This is a genomic window from Bradyrhizobium sp. BTAi1 (genome assembly GCF_000015165.1).
In the GTDB taxonomy this organism is placed as follows: Bacteria; Pseudomonadota; Alphaproteobacteria; order Rhizobiales; family Xanthobacteraceae; genus Bradyrhizobium; species Bradyrhizobium denitrificans.
Window position 1 is genome coordinate 277,798 of record NC_009485.1, and the last position, 24,711, is coordinate 302,508.

Genomic DNA, 24,711 nt, shown 5'->3' on the forward strand with positions numbered 1-24,711 from the left:
TTAACGGCGCGTGAGCGCGCGACCCTCGCCAAGCAAGCCCCGCGCCAGCGTCGATCAGCTGCGCTTCAGCTGCAGCCGGCCGACCGCGTCCAGGATGAAGCCGCGCGGGAACCAGCGCAGCAGAAACGGCACGATCTTGATGCCGAGCCCGGGCAACACCACGCGCTTGTCGGCCATCAGACCACGATAGCCGGCCTCGGCGACCGCCTTGGGCGAGACGTTCAGGATCACCGAGTCGACCCCGGGCTTGAAACCGGCGCGGTCCTGGAATTCCGACGGAACCGGCCCAGGACACAGGACGGTCACCCGGACGCCATGCGGCGCGAGCTCCTTGCGCAGCGCCTCGGTGAAGGAGATCACATAGGCCTTGGAGGCATAATAGACGGCCATGCCCGGTCCCGGCAGGAAGCCGGCCACCGACCCCAGATTGAGGATGCCGCCTTTGTTGCGGATCAACTGGTCGGCAAAGCGCAGCGACAGCTCGGTCAGCGCGCGCACATTGACCGCGATCATGTCGAGCTGCTCGGTCCGGGACAGCTGCACGGCTTTGCCGAACAGGCCGAAGCCGGCATTGTTGACGAGAAATTCGAGCTCCACGCCGGCGGCCGACAAAGCGGCTTCGATGGTGTCGCCCGCATCAGGCGACGTCAGGTCGCAGGGAATGACCAGCGGCTCCGGGCCACCTTGGGTGACGATCTCGCGGGCCAGCGCCGCCAGGCGGTCTTCGCGCCGGGCTGCCAACGCCAAACGGTGTCCATTGGCGGCAAACACACGGGCCAGCTCGGTCCCGATCCCCGCCGACGCACCTGTTATGAGCGTGACACGTTCACCCACGATCCCAGCTCTTTGATTTGATCAAATTCCAGACAATCTTCGGTCGCGCCGGACGAGAGCATAGGCAGACCGGAACATGCAAGCCGCGCAAAATGCGACGCGGGATCCAATTGAAGCAATAGTTTCGAATTCACATAGGCTTATCGGAGCGATTACGGCCAGAAACAAAATTAAAGTTTGTTCATCTCGGGTTCCGCTTCGAGCTCCAAACCGGGCCTCAGGCCGGATTGGCCGGCCGGCGCGCGGCAACGCGGTGCTTCAGGTCGACACGGTCGCGGGTCGAAATGCCGAGCAGCTCCGAGGCACGCCAGACGACATTGTCCTCGAATTCGGTGACCCTGCCGTCCGCATAGACCAGCTCCCACATCATCTCGACAATGCGCAGCCGGCCGGCTTCATCGACCTCGCGCATGATCACGCTGGTGAAACGATAGAGGTCGACCGCATCGCCCTCGGCCAGCATGGCCTGGGCAATCAGGCGATCGGCGCTGCCGGGGTCGAGCCCGAAACGCAGCTCGATCAGGGTGTGCAGCTTGCGCCGCTCGGCCTCGCTCGGCTCGCCGTCCAGCGAGATGACATGGATCAGCAGCGCGGTCGCGGCAAGCTGATAGCCGTTGTCGTCAAAGGCCGGCGTCTGCTGCGGCGAAACGACGTCGGCGATGAATTGGCGCAGTCCTTCCAGCATGACGTCCTTCGCGGCTGTTGTCCCGGCCACCCCCGAGCCCACATCTTCAATATGCGAATCAAAAGCGGCTCCGGCAATGCGCCGGACGGTCCGGACCGCATGACATTTCGGTAAGCGAACGGCCGGCAAGCGCGCCAGGGTTGCTCAGCGCGGCGTGATCCTGAACAGCGGCGACCGGTCCGGCTGCGTCGTCACCACCCCGATGGGCATCACCGGCGCGCGGTCGATGAGCTCGATCTTGAATGCGCCGACCAGGCGCGCCAGCGCCAACACGGCTTCGACCAGCGCAAAATGGGCGCCGATACAGACCCGCGCTCCGGCGCCGAACGGCAGATAGGCGAAGCGCTCAGGCGGCGCGGCGCCCGGCAGGAATCGCTCGGGCATGAACGCGTTGGGCGCGCGCCAGAGCTTTTCGTGCCGATGCAGCAGCCAGGGCGAGATCAGCACCACGTCGCCGCGCTTGACCGGAAAGTCCGCGAGCCGGTCCGGCCCGCTGGCCGCCCGCGCAATCAGGAAGGCCGGCGGATACAGCCTGAGCGTTTCGTCGATCACGGCGCGGGTGAACGGCAATCGATCCGGATCGCCGAGATCGCTGGCCGCGCCAGCTTCCTGCGCCAGCTTGCTCTGGCTGGCTGGATCGAGCGCGATCAGATACAGCGCCCAGAACAGCGCCGTTGCGGTGGTCTCGTGGCCGGCGAGGATCATGGTCGCGACCTCGTCGGCGAGTTGCGCATCGGTGAAGGCCGCACCGGTCTCCGGATCGCGTGCCGCGCCCATCAGGTCGAACAGGTCGCGCGGCGGCGCGTCGTCCAGCTTGCCGGCGGCCCGGCGCTCCGCCATCAGCAGGGTGACGAAGGCGGTCCAGCGCTTGCGGAAGCGACGGCGGGCGATGTCGCGCGGCGTCGGCCAGGACAGCGGCAGCACGATGTCGAGCAGATGTGGGCTGGCCAGCCGCGCGCCATATTCGAACACGAAGTCGCGCAAGGTCGCGCCGTGACGGCCCATCTCGAACGAGAACATCGTGCGCCCGGCGATGTCGAGCGTCATGCGCTGCATGATCTCGCGCAGGTCGACCGGCGCGTCGCATTGCTGCTTCAGCCGCGTCACGGTGTCATCGGTCACCGCGATCATGTGCGGAATCAGCCCCGCTACGGCGCGCGGCGTGAATGCCGGCGCCAGAGTGCGGCGCTGGTGCTTCCAGGCCCTGCCCTCGGCGATGAGCAGGCCTTCGCCGAGCACCGGTCGCAGCACGCGGATGGCACCGTCGGTGCGAACATAGTTCTCCCAATTGTCGACCAGCACATGCTTGATCGTGTCGGGTGTGTTGAGAATGTAGCTCGAGCTGCCGAAGAACCGGCCGCGGACGATCTCGTCCTCATAGGCGCGCTGGCTCCAGGTTGCGATCGCGTTCTCTCCCATCAGCAGTACGCGACGGAACGCGCCCATGCTGTCGGGCGCACGCGGCGGCATCGGAGGAACGAGCGGTGCTCGGGCCTGCGGCAAATAATGGATCTCGGCGGTACTCATGGGTGGCCTCACGACGCCGGCGGCGCGGCAAAGGATCGATCGGCAACATCAGCGCCGCGGCTTGTGCAGGCGACCGCGGCGAACCGTGGCAGACCCTCAAGTGGAAGACCCTCACGTCGACGGCGAGAGATCCTGCGAAACGGATCCATGCCGAGGCGCCTGCGAAGCGAGGAAGAGGGCGCATCGACGCGCCCTCCAGAGCGTTCGTGTATCATTTGACTCCGGTAACTAATTAGTCAGCTCGATGACCGCAATCCTGCTCTCCGAAGCTGGCCAAAGCCGGGCGGCGATGCGTTCCTCGTTGAACAGTCCGGTGACGCTGCGCCCGACCTCGCCTGCGGGCAGCCGCAATGTCGTGGCGGCGTCGGTCGGTACTCCCTTCTGTATGTCGGCAGGCTCCTTGCCGTCGAGCAGCACGATGTCGCGTGGCAAGCCGAAATAGCCCCGCGGCCTGGCCATGATCACGATCGCGCCCGCTCCGGCATCGGCCTGGCCCAGCGGCCGCGCGGCGCGCAGATGCACGACGTCGGACGAGCGCGGGAACGGCGAGCGGTAGAAATGGGTGATCGGCGCGCCCGGAGATGTCAGTACGATCTCGATATAGGAGGCCGGATCGATTTCCGCAGGGCCCCAGCGCCCGTCCGCGCCGGTCTGGCCGCGATAGACAGGCTCGCCGTTGCGCGCCCGGGTCTCGGCGGCGATGCGATAGACCTCGACGCTCGCGCCGGCCACGGGACGGTTCGTCGGTGCGCCGCCCGGCGTTCCCGTCACGAGGCCGCTGATTCGCACCTCTCGCTCCGGCTGGATGGCAATCAGCGCTGGCTCACGGCCTGCGATGAATTTGTAGATCTCGCGGAACGCGCGTGGATGGAACGCGACCTCGCGATGGTCGAGCGCGCCGATCACGAGGTTGGTCGCGCCCTTCAGCGCCGGGCCGTCGGCGGTGATCCCGGTGGGAACTCCGGGCTTGCCGAGCAGGCGGCCATCGGCTTGGGCGTATTTGTCGAGGCCGTCGCTGCGCAGGGTCATGAAGGCCGTGCCCGCGGTGACCTCGCTGTCGCCCGCATTGAGGCCGCGCAGGAACGGTCCGCGGCCGTTGAACTCGCTGTTCGGGCTGTCCTCCCAATCGAACACGCCGTGATTGGGCGTGCCGCACAGCACCGCATGGCTGACATCGGCGCCCCCGCCATTCTTCACGAGGTTGCGAATGGCGTTGCCGCCGCGCGAGCTGCCGACCAGCGCGACGCGCGCCGCTCCCGTGCGCTCCTTCAGTGCCTTGACCGCCTCGGCAAGCTCGCGGCGTTGATCATCCGTCGACGATCGGTTGGGCTGCGCCACCGCATCATCGTTCCGCGCCAGCGGATCGGTGAAATTGAGCGCAGCAAGGTGCGTTCGCGGCACGCCGTTGGATTCCATGCGCCACAGCGTCGTCATCCAGAGCGCTGCATGGTCGCCATTGCCATGAACGAACAACACCGGCGGCAGGTCGGCGCCCGCAGGCGCGGCCTGCCCCCACGCCGGTAAGCTCAGACCGCCGGTGAGCAGGGGCAGAGTTCCCATGCTCTTGAGAATGGTGCGGCGCGTCAATTTCATCGGCGATCTCCCCGTCGTCTCGTTCATTTGGTGTTCGTTGGCCGTGGTCCAGGATGCGTTGCGCATGGCGGCACTGGACAGCGGCGGACATTCGCAGGCATCACATCGGTCCGGTCGGAATCAAGCGATAGTTCAATGCGACATCATTCAGAACGGTTGGGCGACGTGGACGGACCTGCATGAATGCGCCGCAGAAGCGTGAGCCGTTCGCGGCAGAAGGCATTGCCGCGCCGCTGCGTCACATGGTGTTCCGCCGCATCTGGCTGGCGAGCCTGCTGTCCAATCTCGGACTTTTGATCCAGGCTGTCGGCGCCGCCTGGGCGATGACGCAGATGACGTCGTCGGCCGACAAGGTGGCGCTGGTGCAGACCGCGCTGATGCTGCCGGTGATGTTCATCTCGATGCCGGCCGGTGCCATCGCCGACATGTATGACCGGCGCATCGTTGCGCTCGTCTCGCTGCTCGTCGCGCTCGGCGGCGCTGTCACCCTGACGGTGTTGGCGTGGCTCGGCCTGGTGACGCCGGAGCGCTTGCTGGCGCTGTGTTTCGTGATCGGCAGCGGCATGGCGCTGATGGGGCCGGCCTGGCAATCCTCGGTGAGCGAGCAGGTGCCGCCGGAGACGCTGCCAGCGGCGGTCGCGCTCAACGGCATCAGCTACAACATCGCGCGCAGCTTCGGTCCGGCGATCGGCGGCGTCGTCGTCGCCGCTGCCGGCGCGGTCGCGGCCTTCGCCGCCAACGCGCTGCTGTATCTGCCGCTGCTTGCGGCGCTGTTCCTGTGGCGGCGCGTGGTCGAGCCGAGCCGGCTGCCGCGCGAGCCGCTCAATCGCGCCATCGTCTCGGGCGTTCGCTACATCATCCATTCGCCGTCGATCCGGATCGTGCTGATCCGCACCCTGGTCACCGGCGTCATCGGCGGCTCGATCTCGGCGCTGATGCCGCTGGTTGCGCGCGACCTGCTGCATGGCGGCGCGCAGACCTATGGCATCATGCTCGGCGCGTTCGGGATGGGCGCCGTGGTCGGCGCACTCAACATCGGCGAGATCAGGAAACGGCTGTCGGGCGAGGCGGCCATCCGCAGCTGCGCGCTGACCCTTGGCGCTGCGACAGCGGCCGTGGGTCTCAGCGGCGAGCCGGTGCTGACCGCGGCGGCGCTGGTGGTCGCCGGCGCGGTGTGGATGCTGGCGGTGGCGCTGTTCAACATCGGCGTACAGCTGTCGGCGCCGCGCTGGGTGGCGGGCCGGGCGCTGGCGGCGTTTCAGGCGGCGATCTCCGGCGGGATTGCGATCGGCAGCTGGGGCTGGGGGCACCTGACCGACGCTGCCGGCGTCGAGGTGGCGCTGCTGGTCTCGGGCGCGCTGATGATGGTCTCGCCGCTGCTCGGCCTGTGGCTGCGGATGCCGCCGATCGGCGCGCGGAATGAGGATGGCGAGACCCTGGCGGATCCGGAGGTGCAGCTCGAGCTGACGTCGCGCTCAGGTCCCCTGGTGGTCGAGATCGAGTATCGCGTCGCCGAAGATGATGCCCGTGCGTTCCACGACCTGATGCAGGACGTGCAGCTCAGCCGGCAGCGCAACGGCGCCTATGGCTGGTCGATCGCTCGCGACATCGCCGATCCGGAATTGTGGACCGAGCGCTATCATTGTCCGACCTGGATCGATTATCTGCGCCAGCGCAACCGTGCGACGCGCGCCGAGCGCGAGTTGCATCAGCGCGCCATCGGCTTCCACATCGGTCCGGATCCGGTGCGGATCCGCCGCATGCTGGAGCGGCCGTTCGGCTCGGTCCGGCCCAAGGATGATGTCGATCGGACCGCCGAACAGGCGCCGGCGGTTGCGACGGCGGCCCGTAGCGGGCCCTGATTGGCGGTCTGCCCGGGCGCTCCCGATGCGGGCGTCCCGGAGGGGTTACTGCCCGTGTTCGGTCAGCACCTTGTCGCAGGCCTTCGACAGCTTGGCGCGATGCTCCTTGAGACAGGCCAGGACGGCCTGATCGCCATTGTTCATCACGGCGCGGCAGTGCCGCGACACGTCGCGCGCGCAGGCGTCCTGGTTGGCCTGCTGCTGGGCTGACGCTGCCGACACCGCCAGCATGAGCGGGATGACAACCATTATTACTCGCATGAACGACGCCTCTCTCCCGGCATTGAAGCTTGGCGGCGCTTTTAGTGGTCACAACTGGCCGTCGCAAGCGTCGCGGTCGCAGCTATGGCGCGCAGGCTGGAGCCGCAAGCGGGCCTTCAATTCGCGTCGTTGATCTCGGCGATCTTGCCGCTGCGCTTGGCGACCTCCTTGTCGAGCACGGCGCGGCAGCCGGAGCTCAGCGACGACCGGTTCTTGATCATGCAAGCGGTGACCGCAGGGATGTTCGGGATCTCGCTGCTGCAGAGGCGGAACGCATCCCCGGTGCACATCTGCTGCGCCTCGGCGCTGAAGGCGAAGCTCGTGCTGGACGTGACGGCCGAGATGGCGGCGACGCTGACGGCAGTCAGAACGGTCGTGCGCAGGAGATTGAAGGACTTCGTCATGGCTGGCTCCCATTGGCTCGGCGTGATTGCGAGCCCCGTGTTCGATGCGTCCATCATGGCCGGATCGCTCTCTAGCAACCGTGACGCGGGTCACGCCAGATCAGGCCCATCAACCCCGGTCCGCGCGTCGAGCAGAGCAATCGCCGCGACGACGTGTCGCTCCGGTGAAGTCCTGATGCGACGCGGAGGGTGCGCGGGAAAACCGCGACCGTCCCGGCGGCGTTGGCACCCCGTTAAGGATTCGTTGGCATTAATGGAAGCTAATGGAATGGGACGAATACCGTCGTATCCGTCCCTCGCGTATCTCGCGTTTTCGGGAAAGTAACCATGCGTAATGCGTTAGGCTTGCTGTTGGCCACCGTCGTCGCGGCGTTGGCGATCACCGGTGTGTGGTACTGGCTGTCGAAGCCGAACCCCGCCAATGCCGCCGCGCAGAGCGCAGCGGCGAAGCCGTCCGAGTCCGCGCCGCCGCCCGCCCGCGTGGCCGCCAAGGCCAGCAAGGACGCGCCCAAGGACGATGTCGAGATTACCGGGACCCTGCCGTCCAAGACCGCCGCGGCATCCTCCGCGCTGGCGCTGCCGAAGTCGACCTGCGCCAATCCGGACGCGCTCGGCATCTCGCGCACGGTCGTGGTCGACACCACCGGCGGCCCCGGCTTCGGTCTCGACCATTTCAAGCAGTTCGACTTTCTCGCCGACCGCGAGGTGGTGCTGACCTTCGACGATGGCCCGTGGCCCGTGAACACCCCGGCCGTGCTGAAGGCGCTCGCCGACGAATGCACCACCGGCATCTTCTTCTCGATCGGCAAGCACGCGACCTATCATCCGGAGATCCTGCGCCAGGTGCTGGCGGCTGGCCACACCGTCGGGGTGCATACCTGGTCGCACGCCAATCTGAACGGCAAGAAGATGACCGACGAGGCGGCCAAGGAAGAGCTGGAGAAGGGGTTCAGCGCCGTGAAATTCGCGCTCGGCACCAACCCGGCGCCATTCTTCCGCTTCCCGCAACTGCAGCACCGGCCGTCGGCCGTCGCCTATCTCGGCAGCCGCAACGTCGCGATGTTCTCCTGTGACGTCGACAGTTTCGACTTCCGCTCCAAGGATCCCGACCAGGTCGTGAACACGGTGATGACCGGGCTCGACAAGAAGGGCAAGGGCATCATCCTGATGCACGACTTCCAGAAGAACACGGCGCTGGCGCTGCCGACTTTGCTGCGGCGTCTCAAGGCCGGCGGCTACAAGGTGGTCGCGATGAAGGCGAAGGGCACGCTGGACACGCTGCCGGAATATGACGCGATGGTCGGCCAGGACCCGAAGCTGCCGACCACGATGACCAATGCGCGGCCGATCTCGAGCGTGATCCAGACCGTCTCGCAGTGATGCCGCTGCGACAAAGCTGACGTGCCAAGGCCGGGCGTTCGCCCGGCCTTTTCGTTGCGCGTCGTCGGCTTCGTGGCCGCCTGCAGTCTTGCGCTCACCAATAGATGCCGTGGCGATGCAACTCGCGGATGATCCGCGCTTCGGTCCAGCTCTTGCCGCGCGGCTTGCCGGCCCGTGCTGATTTTGCTGCAGACGTCGAGCGCCGCGATGATTTCTGCACTGAGCCGGTCGGATCTGGCGTCGGCGCCGCGGCGGCCGCGGGCTGCGTGGCCGGCGTTGAATTGGCGACAGGGGCTGCAGCTGCCGGGGCTGGTTGCACGGGCTGTGTTGCTGGCTGGCCGGCTGCGCCAGCCGGCACCGGCGCCGGTGTGATCGTGACCTCGCCGGCCTGCTGGACATAGGCCGGGCGCGGCGCAGGTGCGGCGGTGTCGTTCGGTGCCAGTGAGAGGCTGCGGGTCCCGCCGGCCTGGGCGGTCGTGGCGGATGCCAGCGCAATAGCGCCGATCAGCATCATCTTGTTCATCGTCAAAGCTCCCGTCGTTGATGGCAAAGCAATAGGCCGCCGCGGCGGCCTGGGATGTGACGGCAGTCACGTGCGGCGACGACGAGGCCCGGCGAGGGCACGCGGTCATGCGCAGCGGTTCGTTCTTTCTGAGAACCTTTTCGCAGTCGCCGCGACTTCCCTGCAGGGACGAGGTGCTCCGACGGCGAGCAGGCACACACATGGCATCGATTGCAGCGGCCCGCGGAGCGGCTGTGCTGCAATTCTGCTCGCTTTACTGGCTACTTTGTTACCGTCACCCGGAGCTGTTTACGAGCGCCCGGACGACCCACGGTTGAGGTATGATTGTATGCACATGTACTATTCGTTGGTGCGATTCAGAAACCTCTCCGAATCCGATAGTGAAACCTATCGATTCGGGGGAAGGGTGGGCGCATGCGCCGCTTCGTGATGGCACTTTCGCTGGCGGTCACCGCGCTGCTCCCGGCGACCGGGCGGGTCTGGGCGCAGTCCGGTGAAAACGACGTCGAGGAGATCTTTGTCGCACGGACCGTGCGCCATGGTCGCGTGGTGCCGTCGGACTTCTGTGCGCCGACAAAGACCGGGTTTGCGCCAGCGCTGGAGGATCAGCTCACGATCCACGCGGTGACGGTCCGGCCATCGGATGGTCGCATGACCGACACCGGTGAGAAAAGCATCGGCGAGTTGCGGGTGTGTATCGGCCAGGCAATGGATCCGACATTGCTCGGCACCTATACCGAAGGTCAGCTGAACGGAATTGCCTTCAACGGCGTCGGCGATTGCCGGCTGGTGCGCGGCAATCAGCCCGAGGAAGGGCTGCTGACGCACCGCTGTTTCCTGGCGTTGTCCGGATTGCCCGAGCCCTATGTCGGCGGCTTCCTGATCTCCAGTTCGCTGTATTCGAGGACCCCGTTCGGCCCCGAGAGCTCGCCGCCGGGCTATGCCCAGGCCGGCATCGTGATCATCCGGTTGTGGCGGAAGCGGCTGCCCTGAAGCCGCCGCTCCGCGCCGCCGTCCGACACGAGGTCAGGCCGGCGAGAAGGTCTGCACGAAGGCGCGCACCGTGGCCGCCACCTTGTCCTCCGAGACATGCCAGGCAGCGCCGTCATCGGCGGCGAAGAAGCTCGACGCGTTGGAGCCACCCCAGCGGAAGACTTCGAAGGACGGCCAGTACCAGATGTCCGGGAGGTTCGAATTGTTGACGACCTCGTGCGCGACCAGCCGCATCGTGCTCTTCGACAGGCAGTCGGCCTGCACCACCGATTCATATTCGAACGAGGTCAGCAGCGGCACGGGGGACACCGTGACGATGACCTTGATGCCCGGCTTGATGCTGCGGATGAAGTCGATCAGATAGAGCACGTTGTCGACATTCTCCTGCACGCTCGCGGTGCGGAACTTGTACTTCTCGGCCAGCGCGCGGGAGTTCAGCGCGCTGGGCCGCGGCAGCACGAAAGCGCCGGTCTCGCGGTCGAAGAACGCGGCGGCAACGCCGAGCGTCAGGATGAAGACGTCGGCCTGTTTGATGGCCGTCAGCGTGCTCCACTTGCTCGACCCCGGCGGCAACAGCTCGACGATGCGCTCCTCGATCTCCGGATTGATCTTGGCGTCGCGCAGCCAGTCGACGAACACGCGGTTGGCGAACGTCGTGTTGATATATTCCGAGATCTCCATGTGGTGACTGGAATAGCCGCTGTCGTTGAGGCTCTTGGACAGGTTGCGCGCGAAGCACGAACCCATGGTGAAGAAGCGCGTGCTCTTGTCGAGGAATTTGGGCGCTGCCGCCAGGTTCACCGCAATGTGGCTGGTGATCAGCGTCTGCAGATCGCCGAGGAAATCCTTGGTTTCCGGATAACGTCCGACCTTGGCGCGGGCCTTGACGTCCTTAGCCTTACCCTTCTTGGCGTTCGAACGCGCGAGCTCCAGTGTCTCGCGGTTGATCGGATTGTCGTAGGCCGGATTGAGCTGGATGGCCTTTTCGAGCGCGGCCACCGCCTCCTCGAACTCGTTGCCCTGGGTCAGGATCTCGCTGAGCGAAAAGTAATCGGCGGCCTGGTTGGAGGCGCGCGCGAGCTTGCGGAACAGCTCCATCGAGCGCGTGAACGGCCCGACATGGCTGCAGCGCACCGCGGCGCTGCGGATCAGGTGCAGATTGCCCTCGCTCGGATCGTTGAAGATCTCCGGATGCTCGTCGAGGATCGCGAGCATCATGTCGCGCGCCTCGGCGCGCTTCTTGTGCGAGCCGTCGTCGATCAGCTGCGCATAGATGAAGCGGGCATTGATGTCCTTGGGGTCGAGCTCAAGCAGCTTCTGGAACGCGAGCTGCGCGCTGACGAAGTCCTTGTCCTCGATATATTTGTAGGCGAGCGTCCGGATCTGGCCGACGATGGATTGGAACTGGGTATGATTGTCGAGGGCAGTGGTGCTCATGTCGAGGATCGCCTTTGTCTCTCGTTGCGTGTCGGCGGTCGATCCCGCCCTGCGCCGGCCCCGGCCGCGCATTGCCGTGTGTCGTCTGACCGAATCGTCACGCGCGCGGGCGTCGCGACCGCGAGCGGAACGTCTCGACCATGACCTCTGGGTACTCATCGCCACCGGCTCAGCCGTTGGCGCGCACGCCGAGCGCAACCGACATTCGCGAGACTCGAACGCGTCGGGACGCGCCGGATCATCACCTGCTGCCAGTGCGGGAAACCCGGCCCGCGGCTCGCGCAGGACGATGGCGCGATTTGGGTTAAGCAATTCTTAACCGGGGGAGGGGACGGCCGAGAGGGTGGGAGCTGGTGCCGCAAGAGGGACTCGAACCCCCGACCCCGTCATTACGAATGACGTGCTCTACCAGCTGAGCTATTGCGGCGAACCAAAAGCAGCACGTGCCCGGCATGACGCCGGACCACGCGAACGCGCTCCTGATATCGGGCCAATCGGCGGTTGGCAAGGACAACGCGCGCCGCCATGCCGCGGAATCGTGCCGCTGTGACCCGGAACCGACGCCGGAGGGACCGGCCGTCCCTAGCTCCCGAAGCGCGACCAGAAGCCGCGCCAGCCGCCGGCCTGCGCCTTGGGCGCGATCTGCTCGGCAAACTCGTCGCGCGTCTGATCTTCGTCGTCGACGCCGGGATCATCGGGGGGCCGCATGATCGGAACGATCGTCTGGAGCGGTGTCTCCGGCGGCTTGCCGAGATCGCTGCGGGTGCGGAACAGCGGCGTCGGCGCGGTCGCCACCGGGTCGGCCGGCTTGGCAGGCGCCTCGGCCTCGCTCTCCGCCTCGTCCCGCTCGGCCTCGGGCGTCTCGCTATCGGCATCGGTCGGTCCGGACGCCTGCAGCGGCGGCGCCGGCTCGGCCGGCGTCGCGCTACTCACCTCGATCAGCCGGTTGTCCTCAGTCTTCTCAACAGGGTTATCCACCGGCCTGTCGACAGGCTTATCAACGGCCTCTTGCACAGGTGTGTCCACAGCCGGGTCGGACACCGCGGTCTCGGCGGGCCGCGGCGGAACGTTGTCCTGCGGGGTCGGCGCGATCACGTCCAGCTGACTCTGACGGGCGACCTCGCGCGGCGGCTCGGCCAGGCCTTCGGGAATAGTGGCGCGGGTCGGCGGCGCCAGCACCGCATCGGCGAATTCGGAGCTCTCGATGACGCTGTTGCGCTCCGACGGCAGGCTGGCGACCGGGGTCTGCCATTGGAAGGCGTCGAGCCGGCCGGTCACCGGCGAGATCGGCCGCCAATGGTCGCTGACATAGCCGTCCGCGGTCCAGGCCGGGTCGTGGCGGGCGCGCACCGCGCGCAGGGTCCATTCGCGTGACTTGCCGGCGTCGCCGTGCTCGGTTCGCTCCAACTCGGCCATCAGCATCGCCACGCGCTGGGTCGGGTCGTCGGTGAACGGCGCCAGCGCGGCGCGGGCGCGGCCGAACTCGGCGGCGTCGATCGCCGCGCGAGCGATCGCCAGCGCGCCCTCGATATGATCCCGCGTGCGGGCGGCGAGGTTCTCGATCCGCGTGAGCCGCTGCCGCGCCGAATCGCCGAGCCGCACATGGGCATAGGCGTCGGCGAGGTCGGGATGCGGGCCGGCGGTCCAGGCCGCCTCGATGATCTTCATCGCGCGGCGCACCTGGTGGGCCTCGCTTTCGAATTTTGCCGCCAGCACCGCGGCCGGGATCAGCGTCGGGGCCAGCTTCACCGCCTCCATCGCGCTCGCGCGGGCCAGATCGCGGTTCTCGGTTTCCAGCGCAATGGCGCGCGCGGTCAGCAGCACGCCACGTTGGCGGCGATAGGTCGGCTTGTCGATCATGCCGGCGGTGTAGTTGCTGTCGAGGATGGCCAGCGCGCCGTTCCAGTCGCCCTGGGCGCAGCGGAAGCCGAGCACGGCGTGCGAGGCCCAGGTCGCGTTCGGCGCGAGCTTGAGCGCCTCGTCGGCGATCATGACCGCGGCATAGGCGTCGTCGGCGCGCTGCGCCTCGATGAACAGGCCGCGCAGGCCGAGCAGCCGGGTGTCGTGGCGCTCGGCCATCGCCCGGAAGGCGCGCTGCGCGCCATCGCGGTCGCCGCCGAGCTGGGCGGCCTGCGCATGCAGCAGCAGGGTCAGCGGATCGTCGCCGGCGAGCCGCTTGGCGGCATCGGCGTGCTGGCGCGCCGCGGTCAGATCGCCATGGCCGATGGCCAGCAAGCCGTGGGTGATGGCATGCCGTCCGCGCTGGTGGCGGCGGGCGCGGTGATGGTTGCGAATCCGTCCCGGCGCCCGCAACAGCGCGCTGATCAGGTTCCAGACCAGCACGCAGGCCGTGATGGTCAGGCCGAGCGCCAGCACGAAGACTGGCAGGGTCATGGCGATGCGCCACGGACCCCAGTTCAGCACGACATCGCCGGTCTGCTCGGCGACCCAGGCCGAGCCCGCGGCGGCGAGCCCGACCAGGATAAGGAAGACAACGATCCGGAGCATGGGCGTCCTATTGCGCGGGTTTGGCGAGCGCGGTCATCGCGTCGTCGGCAAATTTGCGGGCGGTCGACAGCGCCGCGTCGCGGGCATCGGCCTTGTCGAGCCAGTCTTTGGCGGGGGCGCGCTCGTCAGGCGACAGTCCCTTCAGCTCGCGCCGCGCCTCGGCGAAATCATTGCGCAGCGCGGCCGCGGTGATCCGCGCGACGACCGCGCCGCGGTCGGTGCCGGCGCCGTCGGTGCGCTCGACCTTCACCAAGCCGGCGGCGCCGGCCGAGAGCTTGCTCAGGATCGAGCTTCCCGTGGTGCCTTCCGGGGCGGGCGGCGCCAGCTTCGGCACGATGGTGAGGAGATCGCGGCTGAGCGCGGCCGGGCTCGGCACGCCGGTGGCGGCAAAGGCGTCCAGCGGTTTCAGCGCGGCGGCATCGGGCGCGAGCGATTTCGCGGTCGACAGCGCCGCGGCATAGGGATCGCCATGGCGGACCGCGACGTCGAGCAGCGCGGCGGCGACCACCCGGCGCAGCGGCGCATCGTCGGCCGGCTTGGCGGCGTCGGCGAGCTTCTGGCTCTCCTGCGCCAGCGCCGCGCTCTGGCTCCTGCTGGCCCGCTCCAGCGCGTCGATCCGCGCAATCAGGCCAGACAGGTCGACCGGGGCCGGCGCGGGCGCCGATGCCGCGCCGTCGCGCGGCTGAGCCTTGACGTCGTTGAGCGCCGCGATCGTCTTGTCAGACTGCGCGCGCAGGCCGGCAATGTCGTTCCGTACCGCCGCGATCGCTTTGTCGGCCGCGTCGAGCCGGCCGGTCACGGCCGTATCCGGTCTGCCGATGCGCTGCTCCAGCCCCGCAACGCGCGAGGTCAGCTCCGTGACGGCTGCGTCCTGGGGCGTCGTGGCCGACGGCGGTTGGACCGGCGGCCAGCCCAGCATCCAGCCGATGCCGATCACCAGCGCCGCTGCGGCCGCGCCGGAGAACGGTGCGATGATCCAGGGCGATACCGGCCGGGGCGGTGGAGGCGTGTCGGCGCGCGGCGGCTCGGCCGCGGCGACAGGCTCCTCGGGCGTCGCGCTTTCGGCCGCTTCGGGTGCGGCGTCCGGCGCCGCATGGGGATGCGACTGGCTCGCGGCGCCCGACGATCCCTCGGCGACGGCCTCGGCCGGGGCTGACCAGGGCGAGGCGGTCGGCCGCTCGGCCGCACTCTCGGCGGCCGACGGACGCTCCTCGCGCGAGGTCGGCTCCAGGTCGATGGTCGGCGGTGGCCGTTTCGGCCGCCCGGTATCGGAGGCCGGCGCAACGGTGTCGGGTTCATCGACCATGGTGGAAGTTCCCTGGCTGAGGCAAGATTGAGCAGGCCCTCTTACGCCATTCACGACCGTAGCGCACGGGTCAGCCCCTCCAGCATGTCGTTTTCATTCGGATGCGCCGCGATTGTGACCTGCGTCGCGCCAGCTTCGCGCAGCACCTCGGCGACATTGGCCGACATGCAGCAATGCGGCACGGCCAGCGCCGAAATTTCGACGCCATCGGCCCTGATCGCCGCGACGAAGGCCGCGGCACTTCGCCGCGAATAATGCAGCACGGCCGTGATGGCGTTCTTTGCGAATGCATCGCAGACGTCGCGCGGCAGCGTCGTCACCGGGGCCATGCGGTAGACGGTCTGGGTGATCACTTCGAAGCCGCGCCCGGCGAGCTCGCCCGCGAGATCGCGCGAAATGTCGGCTCCGGCGAGATAGAGCAGCGGCGCATCCGCCTTGATGCGGCCGTTGGCGCGCTCGCGCGTGACGAGATCGCGCAAGGCGCCTGCATCGCCGTCGGCGGACATCACCTGGGTGAAGCCGGCCTGGCGCGCCGCCGCCGCGGTGTGCTCGCCGACCGCGAACAGCGGCAGGGTCAGCAACGCGGACCGCGCGAGCTGCGGTGCTGCCGCGCGCAGCGCGTTCGACGACGTCACGATGACAGCCGCGGCATCGCGGCCGGCGTCATCGGGCAGCGCGACGGGCTCGAATCGCAACATCGGCGCCAGCAGCACCTCGAAGCCGCGCGCACGAAGCGCTGTGGCGCTGCGGTCATTGTCGGGAGCGGGACGGGTCACCAGCACGGCCATGTGCTATGCTCCCGTCGAATACGGATCAGCCGGGCTGCAACGGACGGACGATTGCACCTGGCGACCTCGTGGTGTTAGGCGGTTCTGCGCACTCATAATGACCAAAAGGGTTGAGATTGGGTAACGATTCGACAACGCTCGTGCTCGGCATCGAAACCACCTGCGACGAGACCGCCGCGGCGGTGGTTGCGCGTGATTCGGACGGCAAGGGGCGGATCCTCTCCAACGTGGTGCGCTCGCAAACCGACGAGCACGCCCTTTATGGCGGCGTGGTTCCCGAGATCGCCGCGCGCGCCCATGTCGACATGCTCGATCATCTCATCGATGCGGCGATGCGCGAGGCCGGCATTGATTATGCCGATCTAAATGGCGTCGCCGCGGCCGCTGGTCCCGGCTTGATCGGCGGCGTGATCGTCGGGCTCACCACGGCGAAGGCGATCGCGCTGGTGCATGATACACCGTTGATCGCGGTCAATCATCTCGAGGCGCATGCGCTGACGCCGCGCCTCACCGATGCAATCGATTTCCCCTATTGCCTGTTCCTGGCGTCCGGCGGCCACACCCAGATCGTCGCGGTCGCCGGCGTCGGCGACTATGTCAGGCTCGGCACGACCGTCGACGATGCGATGGGCGAGGCCTTCGACAAGGTGGCGAAGATGCTCGGCCTGCCCTATCCCGGCGGGCCGCAGGTCGAAGAGGCCGCGCAGCGCGGTGACGCCGCGCGATTTGCGTTTCCGCGTCCGATGCTGGGCCGCAGCGACGCCAATTTTTCGCTGTCCGGTCTCAAGACCGCCGTGCGCAACGAGATCGGCCGGATCGCCCATGTCAGCGCGCAGGACATCGCCGATCTCTGCGCGAGCTTCCAGGCCGCGGTGCTGGAGTCGACCGCCGACCGCCTGCGCGTCGGCCTCGATCTGTTCAAGCAGCGCTTCGGGGCGCCGACCGCGCTGGTCGCGGCCGGCGGCGTCGCGGCCAATCAGGCGATCCGCGCCGCGCTCGATGATGTCGCGCAGCAAGCCGGCACCCGCCTGATCATGCCGCCGCCGGCGCTGTGCACCGACAATGGCGCGATGATCGCCTGGGCCGGATTGGAGCGTCTCGCCCTGGGAATGATCGACGGCATGGACGCCGCGCCACGCGCGCGCTGGCTGCTGGATGCGAATGCCAGCGTGCCCGGCAAGTTCGCGAATACGCGCGCGGGGTTTTGAGGGCGTGCCTGGGCTGTTTCTTCATCCCTCATTGGCGCGCGGAGCAGTCGTCAGCCTCTCCCCGCGTGCGGGGAGAGGCCGGATTGCATCGCCAGATGCAATCCGGGTGAGGGGGGCTCTCCGCACGGTCAGGGTGCGGGGCTGCCCCTCATCCCAACCCTCTCAGCGCGAGCGAAGCTCGTCGCGTCCCCGTGAAGAACGGGGAGAGGGAGCGCAGTTGGGCGCGGGGCGATGACGTGCTTCCAAACCATCGCCGTCATCGGCGCCGGAGCCTGGGGCACGGCGCTCGCCGCCGTCGCCGCGCGCGCTGGGCGTGATGTCACCCTTTACGCGCGCGACGCCGATCATGCTTCGCACATTGCAAGCGCCCGCGAGAATCCGCGCCTGCCCGGCATTCCGCTCGCGTCGCGCATCGCCGTCACCGCCGATCTGGCTCGCGCCGCCCGCGCCGACACTGTCCTGATTGTCGTGCCCGCGCAGCATCTGCGCGGTGCCGTCATGCATGTTGCGCCGCTGCTAGCGCCCGGCACGCCGCTTGTGGCCTGCGCCAAGGGCATTGAGCATGGCACCCACAAATTCATGACCGAGGTGATCGCCGAGGCCGCGCCGTGCGCGACGCCTGCGATCCTGTCCGGCCCGAGTTTCGCCCACGATGTCGCGCGCGGATTGCCGACGGCAGTCACGCTCGCCGCTCCCGACGAGGCGCTGGCGGCGGCGTTGGTCCAGGCGCTGGGCTCGCCGACCTTCCGGCCCTACCACTCGACCGATGTGCGCGGCGTCGAGATCGGCGGCGCCGCCAAGAATGTGCTGGCGATCGCGGCGGGCATCGTGGCGGGGCGGCAGCTCGGCGCTTCGGCGCTGGCGGCGCTGACCACGCGCGGCTTTGCCGAGCTGGTGCGGCTCGGCCGCGCCCATGGCGCGCGCAGCGAGACGTTGACCGGCCTCTCGGGTCTCGGCGATCTGATCCTGACCTGCGCCGGCCCGCAATCGCGCAACTTCGCCGCTGGCCTGGCGCTTGGCCGCGGCGAGCCGCTGCCGGCCGGCAAGCTGGCCGAGGGGCAATACACCGCACCGGTGCTGGTCGAGCTCGCCGCCGCGCGCGGCGTCGAGATGCCGGTCGCGCAGGCGGTGGCGGCGATTCTCGCGGGCGCCGTCACGATCGATGCCGCGATCGAGGCGCTGATGCTGCGCCCGTTCAAGGCGGAGGAGTGAGCGCCGGACCGGCACGACGCGAAAACGGCGCGGATCGCGACGCTCTTCCATGTTGACGAACGGGTTGCGCCGTCTTCCGCCGTCATGCCCGCGCTTGTCGCGGGCATCCACGTCTTGATAATGCGTTGCGATCTAAGACGCGCATGGCGGGGGCTTGCGAAACACGCGCCTGACGCCGCCGCCCGACCATGACGAGTGGAAAGAGACGAGCATCATGAGCTACTGGCTGGTGAAATCCGAACCCTCGGTGTGGTCCTGGGACCAGCAGGTGGAGAAGGGCGCCAAGGGCGAAGCCTGGACCGGCGTGCGCAACTACACGGCGCGGCAGAACCTGGTGGCGATGAAGAAGGGCGAGCTCGCCTTCTACTACCATTCCAACGAGGGCAAGGAGATCGTCGGGATCGCCGAGATCATCAAGGAGGCCTATCCCGATCCGACCGACAAGACGGGCAAGTTCGTCTGCGTCGACATCAAGGCCCACAAACCCTTCAAGACCCCGGTGACGCTCGCCGCCATCAAGGCTGAGCCGAAGCTCGCCGAGATGGCGTTGGTGAAACAGTCGCGCCTGTCGGTGCAGCCGGTGACGCCGGAGGAATGGAAGCTGGTGTGCAAGATGGGTGGCGTGTAGGGGCCGAAGGCTATTGCCTCCGCTTGCGCGATCCGCTGTAGCAGGACTCGCTGTCATCCTGGGGCGCTCGCGGGTTTGGCGCTCGGCATGCCTCGCATGCGCAAGCTGCCCGTCGAGCTACTTTGTCGCACGCGGATCGCGTTGCACCGTCGGGCAAATCGCCTGCACATTTCCGCGCGTCCCTGTTTGGCGAGCGCCCGGCCTTCCCCGCGCCCTCTATTGATGAGGGCGATGATGATGAGCATGACTCGGGCGTCATTGCGCCGCGAGACGGATGCTCGTCCGGAATTCAGCCACCCCCATGGGTTGTCGTGATGCCGATGAGTCAAGATACGCGGACGGTGCCCTCCCCCTCCAGGGGAGGGAGGAAGCGGCCCCCATCAGGTTCGGAAGTGAATCTTGCGCAGATCGTGCAGCGACCAAAAAGAAAGGGGCCCCAGCTTGCGCTGGAGCCCCTCAACGGTCAGGGCATTGCCGGGTATTTGCCCGAACCGAAGTTGCGGACCTGGTCCCGTGGGACCGAGTCCCGGGAGAACTCAGTAGTTGTAGGCGCGCTCGCCGTGGTCGGTGATGTCCAGACCTTCGCGCTCCTGCTCGACGGTCGGGCGCAGGCCGATGACCACGTCGACGACCTTGTAGAGGATCGCTGAGCCGACACCCGACCACACCAGCGTGGCGACGACAGCCTTGACCTGCGCCAGCATCTGCGTGGCGAAGTCGTAGGTGCCGGCGTTGTTGCCGGTGATGTTGGTGTAGTCGGTGATGCCGACGCCGCCGAGGGCCGGGTTGACCAGGATGCCGGTGGCCAGAGCGCCGATGATGCCGCCGATGCAGTGCACGCCGAACACGTCGAGTGCGTCGTCATAGCCGAGCGAATTCTTCACCGTGGAGACGAAGAACAGGCAGACGGGCGAGACGATCAGGCCGAGCACCAGGGCGCCGATCGGGCCGGCGAGACCGGAGGCCGGGGTGACGGCGACGAGACCGGCGACCGCACCCGAGCAGATGCCGAGCAGCGAGGGCTTGCCCTTGACGGCCCATTCGCAGAGCAGCCAGGACAGCGCCGCACCGGCAGTGGCGACCATCGTGTTGACGAAGGCCAGCGCGGTGACGCCGTTCGATTCCAGGTTCGAACCGGCATTGAAGCCGAACCAGCCGACCCACAGCAGCGAGGCGCCGATCATGGTCATGGTCAGCGAGTGCGGAGCCATCAACTCCTTGCCGTAGCCGGTGCGCTTGCCGATCAGAACCGCGCCCACCAGACCGGCGATGCCGGCATTGATGTGAACGACGGTACCGCCCGCGAAGTCGAGGGCGCCAGCGCCGGCGAGCCAGCCAACGGCACCGGTGAGCTCGTCGAGCTTGGCCTGGGCAGCGGTCTTGGCGGCAGCGTCGGTTGCGGCAGCCACAGCCTTGGCAGCGGCGGCAACGTCATCCGGCGCGGCGATGTACCAGACCCAGTGCGCGATCGGGAAGTAGATGAACGTCACCCAGAGCAGCACGAACAGCATCACCGCCGAGAACTTGATGCGCTCGGCGAAGGCGCCGACGATCAGGGCCGGGGTGATCATCGCGAAGGTCATCTGGAACACGAAATAGGCGAGTTCCGGGATCACGACGCCGTTGGAGAAGGTCGCCGCCACCGAGTTGGCGTCGACGCCGTGCAGGAAGGCCTTGGAGAAGCCGCCGATCCACGACGTCATGCTGCCGCCATCCGTGAAGGCGAGCGAATAGCCGTACAGCGTCCAGACCACGCCGACCATGGCGACGATCGCGAACACCTGGGTCAGGACCGAGGCCATGTTCTTGGTGCGGACGAGGCCGCCATAGAACAGCGCGAGGCCGGGGACGGACATCATCAGGACGAGCGCGCTGGACACGAGCATCCAGGCGGTGTCGCCCTTGTTGGGAACGGGGGCGGCCGCGGCCGCGGCGGCCGGCGCATCTTCGGCGAATGCCACATCGACGAGGCCAGCGACGCAGAGCCCTGCGACTGCGAGCGTAACCCATCCCGCGCTGGTTGGACGCTTGAACGTCATTTTATTCTACTCCGTAAGTGTTCTGGTGTGAGCGCGAAATCAGAGAGCCGCAGCGTCCGCTTCGCCGGTGCGGATGCGCACGGCGTGGTCGAGGCTGATGACGAAGATCTTGCCGTCGCCGATCTGGCCGGTCTTAGCGGCCGAGCTGATGGCGTCGATGGTCTTGTCGACCTGGTCCGACGGGATCGCGACTTCGATCTTGATTTTGGGCAGGAAGCTCACGGCATATTCGGCGCCGCGGTAGATTTCCGTGTGGCCTTTCTGGCGGCCGTACCCCTTCACTTCGGTCACCGTGAGACCATGAACGCCGATGGCGGTCAGGGCGTCCCGGACTTCTTCGAGCTTGAATGGCTTAATGATCGCCATAACAATTTTCATGGGTCCTATCCCCGCTTGGGCCCGGCACGGACGTTACCGAGCGCTGCTTGTCGACTGAGGTTCACCACGCGGAGAGAGCTTCACGACGCGGGCACAGCCGGGGGACTTAGAATCAAATGCCGTGCCAGTCGGCTGGTCAGGGCTAACGACCCGTGAATCCTGACCTTTTCGGCCTTCAGGGGGGAAGGCGCGGGCTGCGCCATTCCGTCGCGCCCAGGGAATGGGCAGGTATGCGCAAAAATTGCGCATGCCAGGCTCAAGACACAATGCTGCTCACTGCGCGGGCAGAATTCCGCGACTCAGAACAGGTCAATTGCCGCCAAATCCTGCAATTATTGCAGCGCTTCGCCGTGCTGGGAGATGTCGAGACCCTCGAGTTCCTGCTCGCGGGACACCCGCAACGGCACGAAGACGCTGACCAGCTTCAGGAGACCCCAGGTGACGCCGCCCGACCAGACCAGGGTGACGGCGACGCCGTAGAGCTGCGCCGCGAGTTGCTTCGGGTTGCCCTCGATCAGCCCGGCGGTGCCGCCGATCGCTGCCGTGGCGAACACGCCGGCCAGCACCGTGCCGGTGAGGCCGCCGATGCCGTGGACGCCGAACACGTCGAGCGAATCGTCATAATTGAAGCGGTGCTTCAGCGAGGTGCAGGCCCAGTAGCAGATGATGCCGGCCAGCGCGCCGATGACCAGGCCGTGCCAAGGGGCGACGAAGCCCGATGCCGGGGTGATGGTGCCGAGGCCGGCGACCGCTCCGGAGATCATGCCGAGCACCGACGGCTTGCGGCGGGTCGACCATTCCAGCGCGCCCCAGGTGACGGCGCCGGCGCAGGCGGCAAGATGCGTGGTCAGGATCGCCATCACGGCATGCGCGTTGGCGCCGAGCGCCGATCCGCCATTGAAGCCGAACCAGCCGACCCAGAGCAGGCCGGTGCCGACGACCGCGAGCGACAGGTCGAACGGCGACAGGTTCTCGCTGCCATAGCCGTGGCGGCGTCCCATGACCACGGCCGCGACCAGGCCGCCGGTGCCGGCGGACAGATGTACCACGAGGCCGCCGGCGAAATCGACCACGCCGGCCTGGGCGAGGAAACCGCCGCCCCAGATCCAATGCGCCAGCGGCACATAGACGAAGACGAACCAGGCGACGCCGAACACAAGATAGGCCGAGAAGCGCATGCGATCGGCCACCGAGCCGGCCACCAGCGCCACCGTGATGATCGCGAAGGTCATCTGGTACAGCATGAACAGCGCTTCCGGAATCGTCTTGGCTCCGGGATGCACGCTCTCCATGCCCATGCCGGCGAGGAAGGCGCGGTCGAGCGTGCCGATCCAGGCGCCGTCGCCGACGAAGGCCAGCGAATAGCCGAACGCAACCCACAGGATCGAGATCAGCATGACCGCGGCGAGGCTCTGCGCCATCGTCGCCAGCACGTTCTTCTTGCGCACCATGCCCGAGTAGAACAGCGCCAGCCCCGGGATGGTCATCATCAGCACGAGGGCCGTGGCCACGATCATCCAGGCGGTGTCGGCCGGTTCGATCGTCGATGGTGCAGCCGCCAAGGCAGGCGTGGTGAAGATGGCCGCGCCTGCTGCAGCCGAAGCTGCAGACGCGCGAAGGCAACGAGACGCATAGGTCCCCATGACAGTCCCCCCGGCATGTCAGATCAGATTGAGATGTCTTCCGCCGCCGCGCCGTTGCGGCGGGCGTGCCGCTGTCGCGACGGCCTACAGCGCGTCGCTGTCGGTCTCGCCGGTGCGGATGCGGCGGGCGTGATCGATCGGCGTCACGAAGATCTTGCCGTCGCCGATCTGGCCGGTGCGTGCATGCGTGGTGATCACCTCGACCGCCTTGTCGGCGATGTCGGAATTGACCGCGATCTCGATGCGCAGCTTTGGCAGGAAATTCACGATGTATTCGGCGCCCCGATAGATCTCGGTGTGGCCCTTCTGGCGGCCATAGCCCTTGACCTCGGTCACGGTCATGCCGTGGACGCCGATCGCGGTGAGGGCCTGGCGGACCTCGTCGAGCTTGAAAGGTTTGATGATCGCGACGACGAGCTTCATGGTCGGGCCTTGGGTTCCTCGGAGCAGGGCAGCCTGTTTCGAAGGCAGATTGCAGGCGGCCGTTTGGGCTGTTGCTAGGCAAATGGCACAAAATGAGCGCAGCGTTAAGCGAAAACGTCAAGGAGTGACCGATATCACTGAACGAAATGCGGCATCGCCCGACAGATCGAAGACGTTGTCCGCCTCCTCCAGCCAAGGACCCACTATGTCGAATCGTTCCTGGTATTACGCTGCGCAAGGTCAGCAACAGGGGCCCATATCAGAGGACGAACTGCGCGACCTGATCGCCAGGAGCGTCGTGACCGCCGACACGCTGCTGTGGAGCGACGGCATGGCCGGCTGGGAGAAGGCCGGACGCATTCCCGGATTGATGTCGGGCGTGCCCGAGATCCCGCCGGCGGCACCTGCTTTCGATATCGGGGGGCCTGCCTCGGCCGGGGCGCTCTCGGCCAAGCTGGACACCTGGCCCTATTTCGGCTGGGCGCTGCTGTATGTCGTCGGCCAGCTCGTGATCATTCTCGCGCCCTGGACTGCGGTCTATCTCTACCGCTACGTGGTCGAGCGGATCAGGGTGCCCGGTCGGCCCAATCTCAGTTTCACCGGTCAGCCGCTCGACATCTGGTATGTCTTCGTCGGTCTCGGCGTGCTGACCTATATCGGCACCAGCGACAGGCCATTCTTGCAGCTGGTTTCAGTGGTCGGACAGGCGCTGCTGGGCTGGATGATCCTGCGCTGGGTGGCCACCAAGATCGCGTCGAATGGCGAACCGCTGCCGCTTCGCTTCGAAGGCAGCCCGCTTGCCTATTTCGGCTGGTATCTCGCAACGCTGGTGTCGGCGATCACCATCATCGGCTGGGCCTGGGTGCTGACGGCCTGGATGCGCTGGATCTGCCGCAACGTCCAGGGCTCGCGGCGCGAGCTGGTGTTCAACGCCTCCGGGCTGGATGTGCTGTGGCGCACGCTGCTGTTTGCGGTGGGCTGCGCCTTCATCATTCCGATTCCGTGGCTGTTGCGCTGGTACAGCACCTGGTACGTGTCGCAATTCGCGCTCGTGCCACGCACCGCGCAGCCGGTGTGAC

General features: G+C 67.3%; 22 protein-coding genes and 1 tRNA gene. 7 read left to right on the forward strand and 16 right to left on the reverse strand.

Annotated elements, in window-relative coordinates; genetic code table 11:
• Positions 1-54: 54 nt before the first annotated feature.
• The 4 genes from BBTA_RS01320 to BBTA_RS01335 form a co-directional block, all read right to left on the reverse strand.
• On the reverse strand, positions 55-834 hold the full coding sequence (locus BBTA_RS01320) for an SDR family oxidoreductase (RefSeq protein WP_012040624.1): 780 nt from the start codon (positions 832-834) through the stop codon (positions 55-57).
• Positions 835-1,051: 217 nt separating this feature from the next.
• Positions 1,052-1,519, reverse strand: a complete 468-nt coding sequence (locus tag BBTA_RS01325; protein ID WP_012040625.1) for a TerB family tellurite resistance protein — start codon at positions 1,517-1,519, stop codon at positions 1,052-1,054.
• A gap of 144 nt (positions 1,520-1,663) precedes the next feature.
• Positions 1,664-3,046 (reverse strand): cytochrome P450, encoded by a 1,383-nt coding sequence (locus tag BBTA_RS01330; RefSeq protein WP_012040626.1) that lies wholly within the window; start codon positions 3,044-3,046, stop codon positions 1,664-1,666.
• Between the two features lie 228 nt (positions 3,047-3,274).
• Positions 3,275-4,639 carry a hypothetical protein gene (locus BBTA_RS01335; protein ID WP_012040627.1) on the reverse strand — a complete coding sequence of 455 codons (1,365 nt, stop codon included), beginning with the start codon at positions 4,637-4,639 and terminating at the stop codon, positions 3,275-3,277.
• A 179-nt stretch (positions 4,640-4,818) separates the two neighbouring features.
• Between BBTA_RS01335 and BBTA_RS01340 the strand changes: the two genes are divergently transcribed.
• Positions 4,819-6,501 (forward strand): MFS transporter, encoded by a 1,683-nt coding sequence (locus tag BBTA_RS01340; protein ID WP_012040628.1) that lies wholly within the window; start codon positions 4,819-4,821, stop codon positions 6,499-6,501.
• Positions 6,502-6,546: 45 nt separating this feature from the next.
• Here the strand turns inward: BBTA_RS01340 and BBTA_RS01345 are convergent, their stop codons facing one another.
• Both BBTA_RS01345 and BBTA_RS01350 read right to left on the reverse strand, forming a co-directional pair.
• Positions 6,547-6,750, reverse strand: coding sequence for a hypothetical protein (locus BBTA_RS01345; protein ID WP_012040629.1), 204 nt, complete (start codon positions 6,748-6,750; stop codon positions 6,547-6,549).
• Positions 6,751-6,878: 128 nt separating this feature from the next.
• Complete coding sequence (locus BBTA_RS01350) at positions 6,879-7,166, reverse strand: hypothetical protein (RefSeq protein ID WP_012040630.1); 288 nt, start codon at positions 7,164-7,166, stop codon at positions 6,879-6,881.
• Positions 7,167-7,493: 327 nt separating this feature from the next.
• Here BBTA_RS01350 and BBTA_RS01355 point away from each other — a divergent pair, with 327 nt between their 5' ends.
• On the forward strand, positions 7,494-8,546 hold the full coding sequence (locus BBTA_RS01355) for a polysaccharide deacetylase family protein (RefSeq protein WP_012040631.1): 1,053 nt from the start codon (positions 7,494-7,496) through the stop codon (positions 8,544-8,546).
• 94 nt (positions 8,547-8,640) lie between these two features.
• Here BBTA_RS01355 and BBTA_RS01360 read toward each other — a convergent pair whose 3' ends face one another.
• Positions 8,641-9,069, reverse strand: coding sequence for a hypothetical protein (locus BBTA_RS01360; protein ID WP_012040632.1), 429 nt, complete (start codon positions 9,067-9,069; stop codon positions 8,641-8,643).
• A 429-nt stretch (positions 9,070-9,498) separates the two neighbouring features.
• Between BBTA_RS01360 and BBTA_RS01365 the strand changes: the two genes are divergently transcribed.
• Positions 9,499-10,062: a hypothetical protein gene (locus tag BBTA_RS01365; RefSeq protein WP_371260222.1), complete on the forward strand. Its 564-nt coding sequence runs from the start codon at positions 9,499-9,501 to the stop codon at positions 10,060-10,062.
• 33 nt (positions 10,063-10,095) lie between these two features.
• Here BBTA_RS01365 and BBTA_RS01370 read toward each other — a convergent pair whose 3' ends face one another.
• The 5 genes from BBTA_RS01370 to BBTA_RS01390 all read right to left on the reverse strand — a co-directional run bounded on the left by BBTA_RS01370 (position 10,096) and on the right by BBTA_RS01390 (position 16,101).
• Positions 10,096-11,499, reverse strand: coding sequence for a GSCFA domain-containing protein (locus BBTA_RS01370; RefSeq protein ID WP_012040634.1), 1,404 nt, complete (start codon positions 11,497-11,499; stop codon positions 10,096-10,098).
• Between the two features lie 351 nt (positions 11,500-11,850).
• Positions 11,851-11,926: transfer RNA gene (locus tag BBTA_RS01375), tRNA-Thr, on the reverse strand.
• 155 nt (positions 11,927-12,081) lie between these two features.
• Positions 12,082-14,007: a heme biosynthesis protein HemY gene (locus BBTA_RS01380; protein ID WP_012040635.1), complete on the reverse strand. Its 1,926-nt coding sequence runs from the start codon at positions 14,005-14,007 to the stop codon at positions 12,082-12,084.
• 7 nt (positions 14,008-14,014) lie between these two features.
• Positions 14,015-15,313, reverse strand: coding sequence for a COG4223 family protein (locus BBTA_RS01385; protein ID WP_012040636.1), 1,299 nt, complete (start codon positions 15,311-15,313; stop codon positions 14,015-14,017).
• Positions 15,314-15,363: 50 nt separating this feature from the next.
• Complete coding sequence (locus tag BBTA_RS01390; protein WP_012040637.1) at positions 15,364-16,101, reverse strand: uroporphyrinogen-III synthase; 738 nt, start codon at positions 16,099-16,101, stop codon at positions 15,364-15,366.
• 140 nt (positions 16,102-16,241) lie between these two features.
• Here BBTA_RS01390 and tsaD point away from each other — a divergent pair, with 140 nt between their 5' ends.
• The 3 genes from tsaD (at position 16,242) to BBTA_RS01405 (ending at position 19,149) form a co-directional block, all read left to right on the forward strand.
• Complete coding sequence (tsaD, locus tag BBTA_RS01395) at positions 16,242-17,309, forward strand: tRNA (adenosine(37)-N6)-threonylcarbamoyltransferase complex transferase subunit TsaD (RefSeq protein WP_012040638.1); 1,068 nt, start codon at positions 16,242-16,244, stop codon at positions 17,307-17,309.
• 231 nt (positions 17,310-17,540) lie between these two features.
• Complete coding sequence (locus tag BBTA_RS01400; protein ID WP_012040639.1) at positions 17,541-18,521, forward strand: NAD(P)H-dependent glycerol-3-phosphate dehydrogenase; 981 nt, start codon at positions 17,541-17,543, stop codon at positions 18,519-18,521.
• A gap of 214 nt (positions 18,522-18,735) precedes the next feature.
• Positions 18,736-19,149, forward strand: coding sequence for an EVE domain-containing protein (locus BBTA_RS01405; RefSeq protein WP_012040640.1), 414 nt, complete (start codon positions 18,736-18,738; stop codon positions 19,147-19,149).
• A 536-nt stretch (positions 19,150-19,685) separates the two neighbouring features.
• Here BBTA_RS01405 and BBTA_RS01410 read toward each other — a convergent pair.
• From BBTA_RS01410 to BBTA_RS01425, 4 genes are all read right to left on the reverse strand, one after another.
• Complete coding sequence (locus BBTA_RS01410; RefSeq protein ID WP_012040641.1) at positions 19,686-21,188, reverse strand: ammonium transporter; 1,503 nt, start codon at positions 21,186-21,188, stop codon at positions 19,686-19,688.
• 39 nt (positions 21,189-21,227) lie between these two features.
• The gene (locus tag BBTA_RS01415; RefSeq protein ID WP_006611147.1) at positions 21,228-21,566 is read right to left on the reverse strand and encodes a P-II family nitrogen regulator; all 339 of its coding nucleotides are present in this window, start codon (positions 21,564-21,566) and stop codon (positions 21,228-21,230) included.
• 332 nt (positions 21,567-21,898) lie between these two features.
• A complete protein-coding gene (locus BBTA_RS01420) occupies positions 21,899-23,209 on the reverse strand; it encodes an ammonium transporter (RefSeq protein WP_012040642.1) in 1,311 nt (436 codons plus the stop codon).
• 84 nt (positions 23,210-23,293) lie between these two features.
• Positions 23,294-23,632, reverse strand: coding sequence for a P-II family nitrogen regulator (locus BBTA_RS01425; RefSeq protein ID WP_009031848.1), 339 nt, complete (start codon positions 23,630-23,632; stop codon positions 23,294-23,296).
• A 205-nt stretch (positions 23,633-23,837) separates the two neighbouring features.
• Between BBTA_RS01425 and BBTA_RS01430 the strand changes: the two genes are divergently transcribed.
• Positions 23,838-24,710 (forward strand): DUF4339 domain-containing protein, encoded by an 873-nt coding sequence (locus BBTA_RS01430; protein WP_012040643.1) that lies wholly within the window; start codon positions 23,838-23,840, stop codon positions 24,708-24,710.
• The last annotated feature ends 1 nt before the right edge of the window (position 24,711 follow it).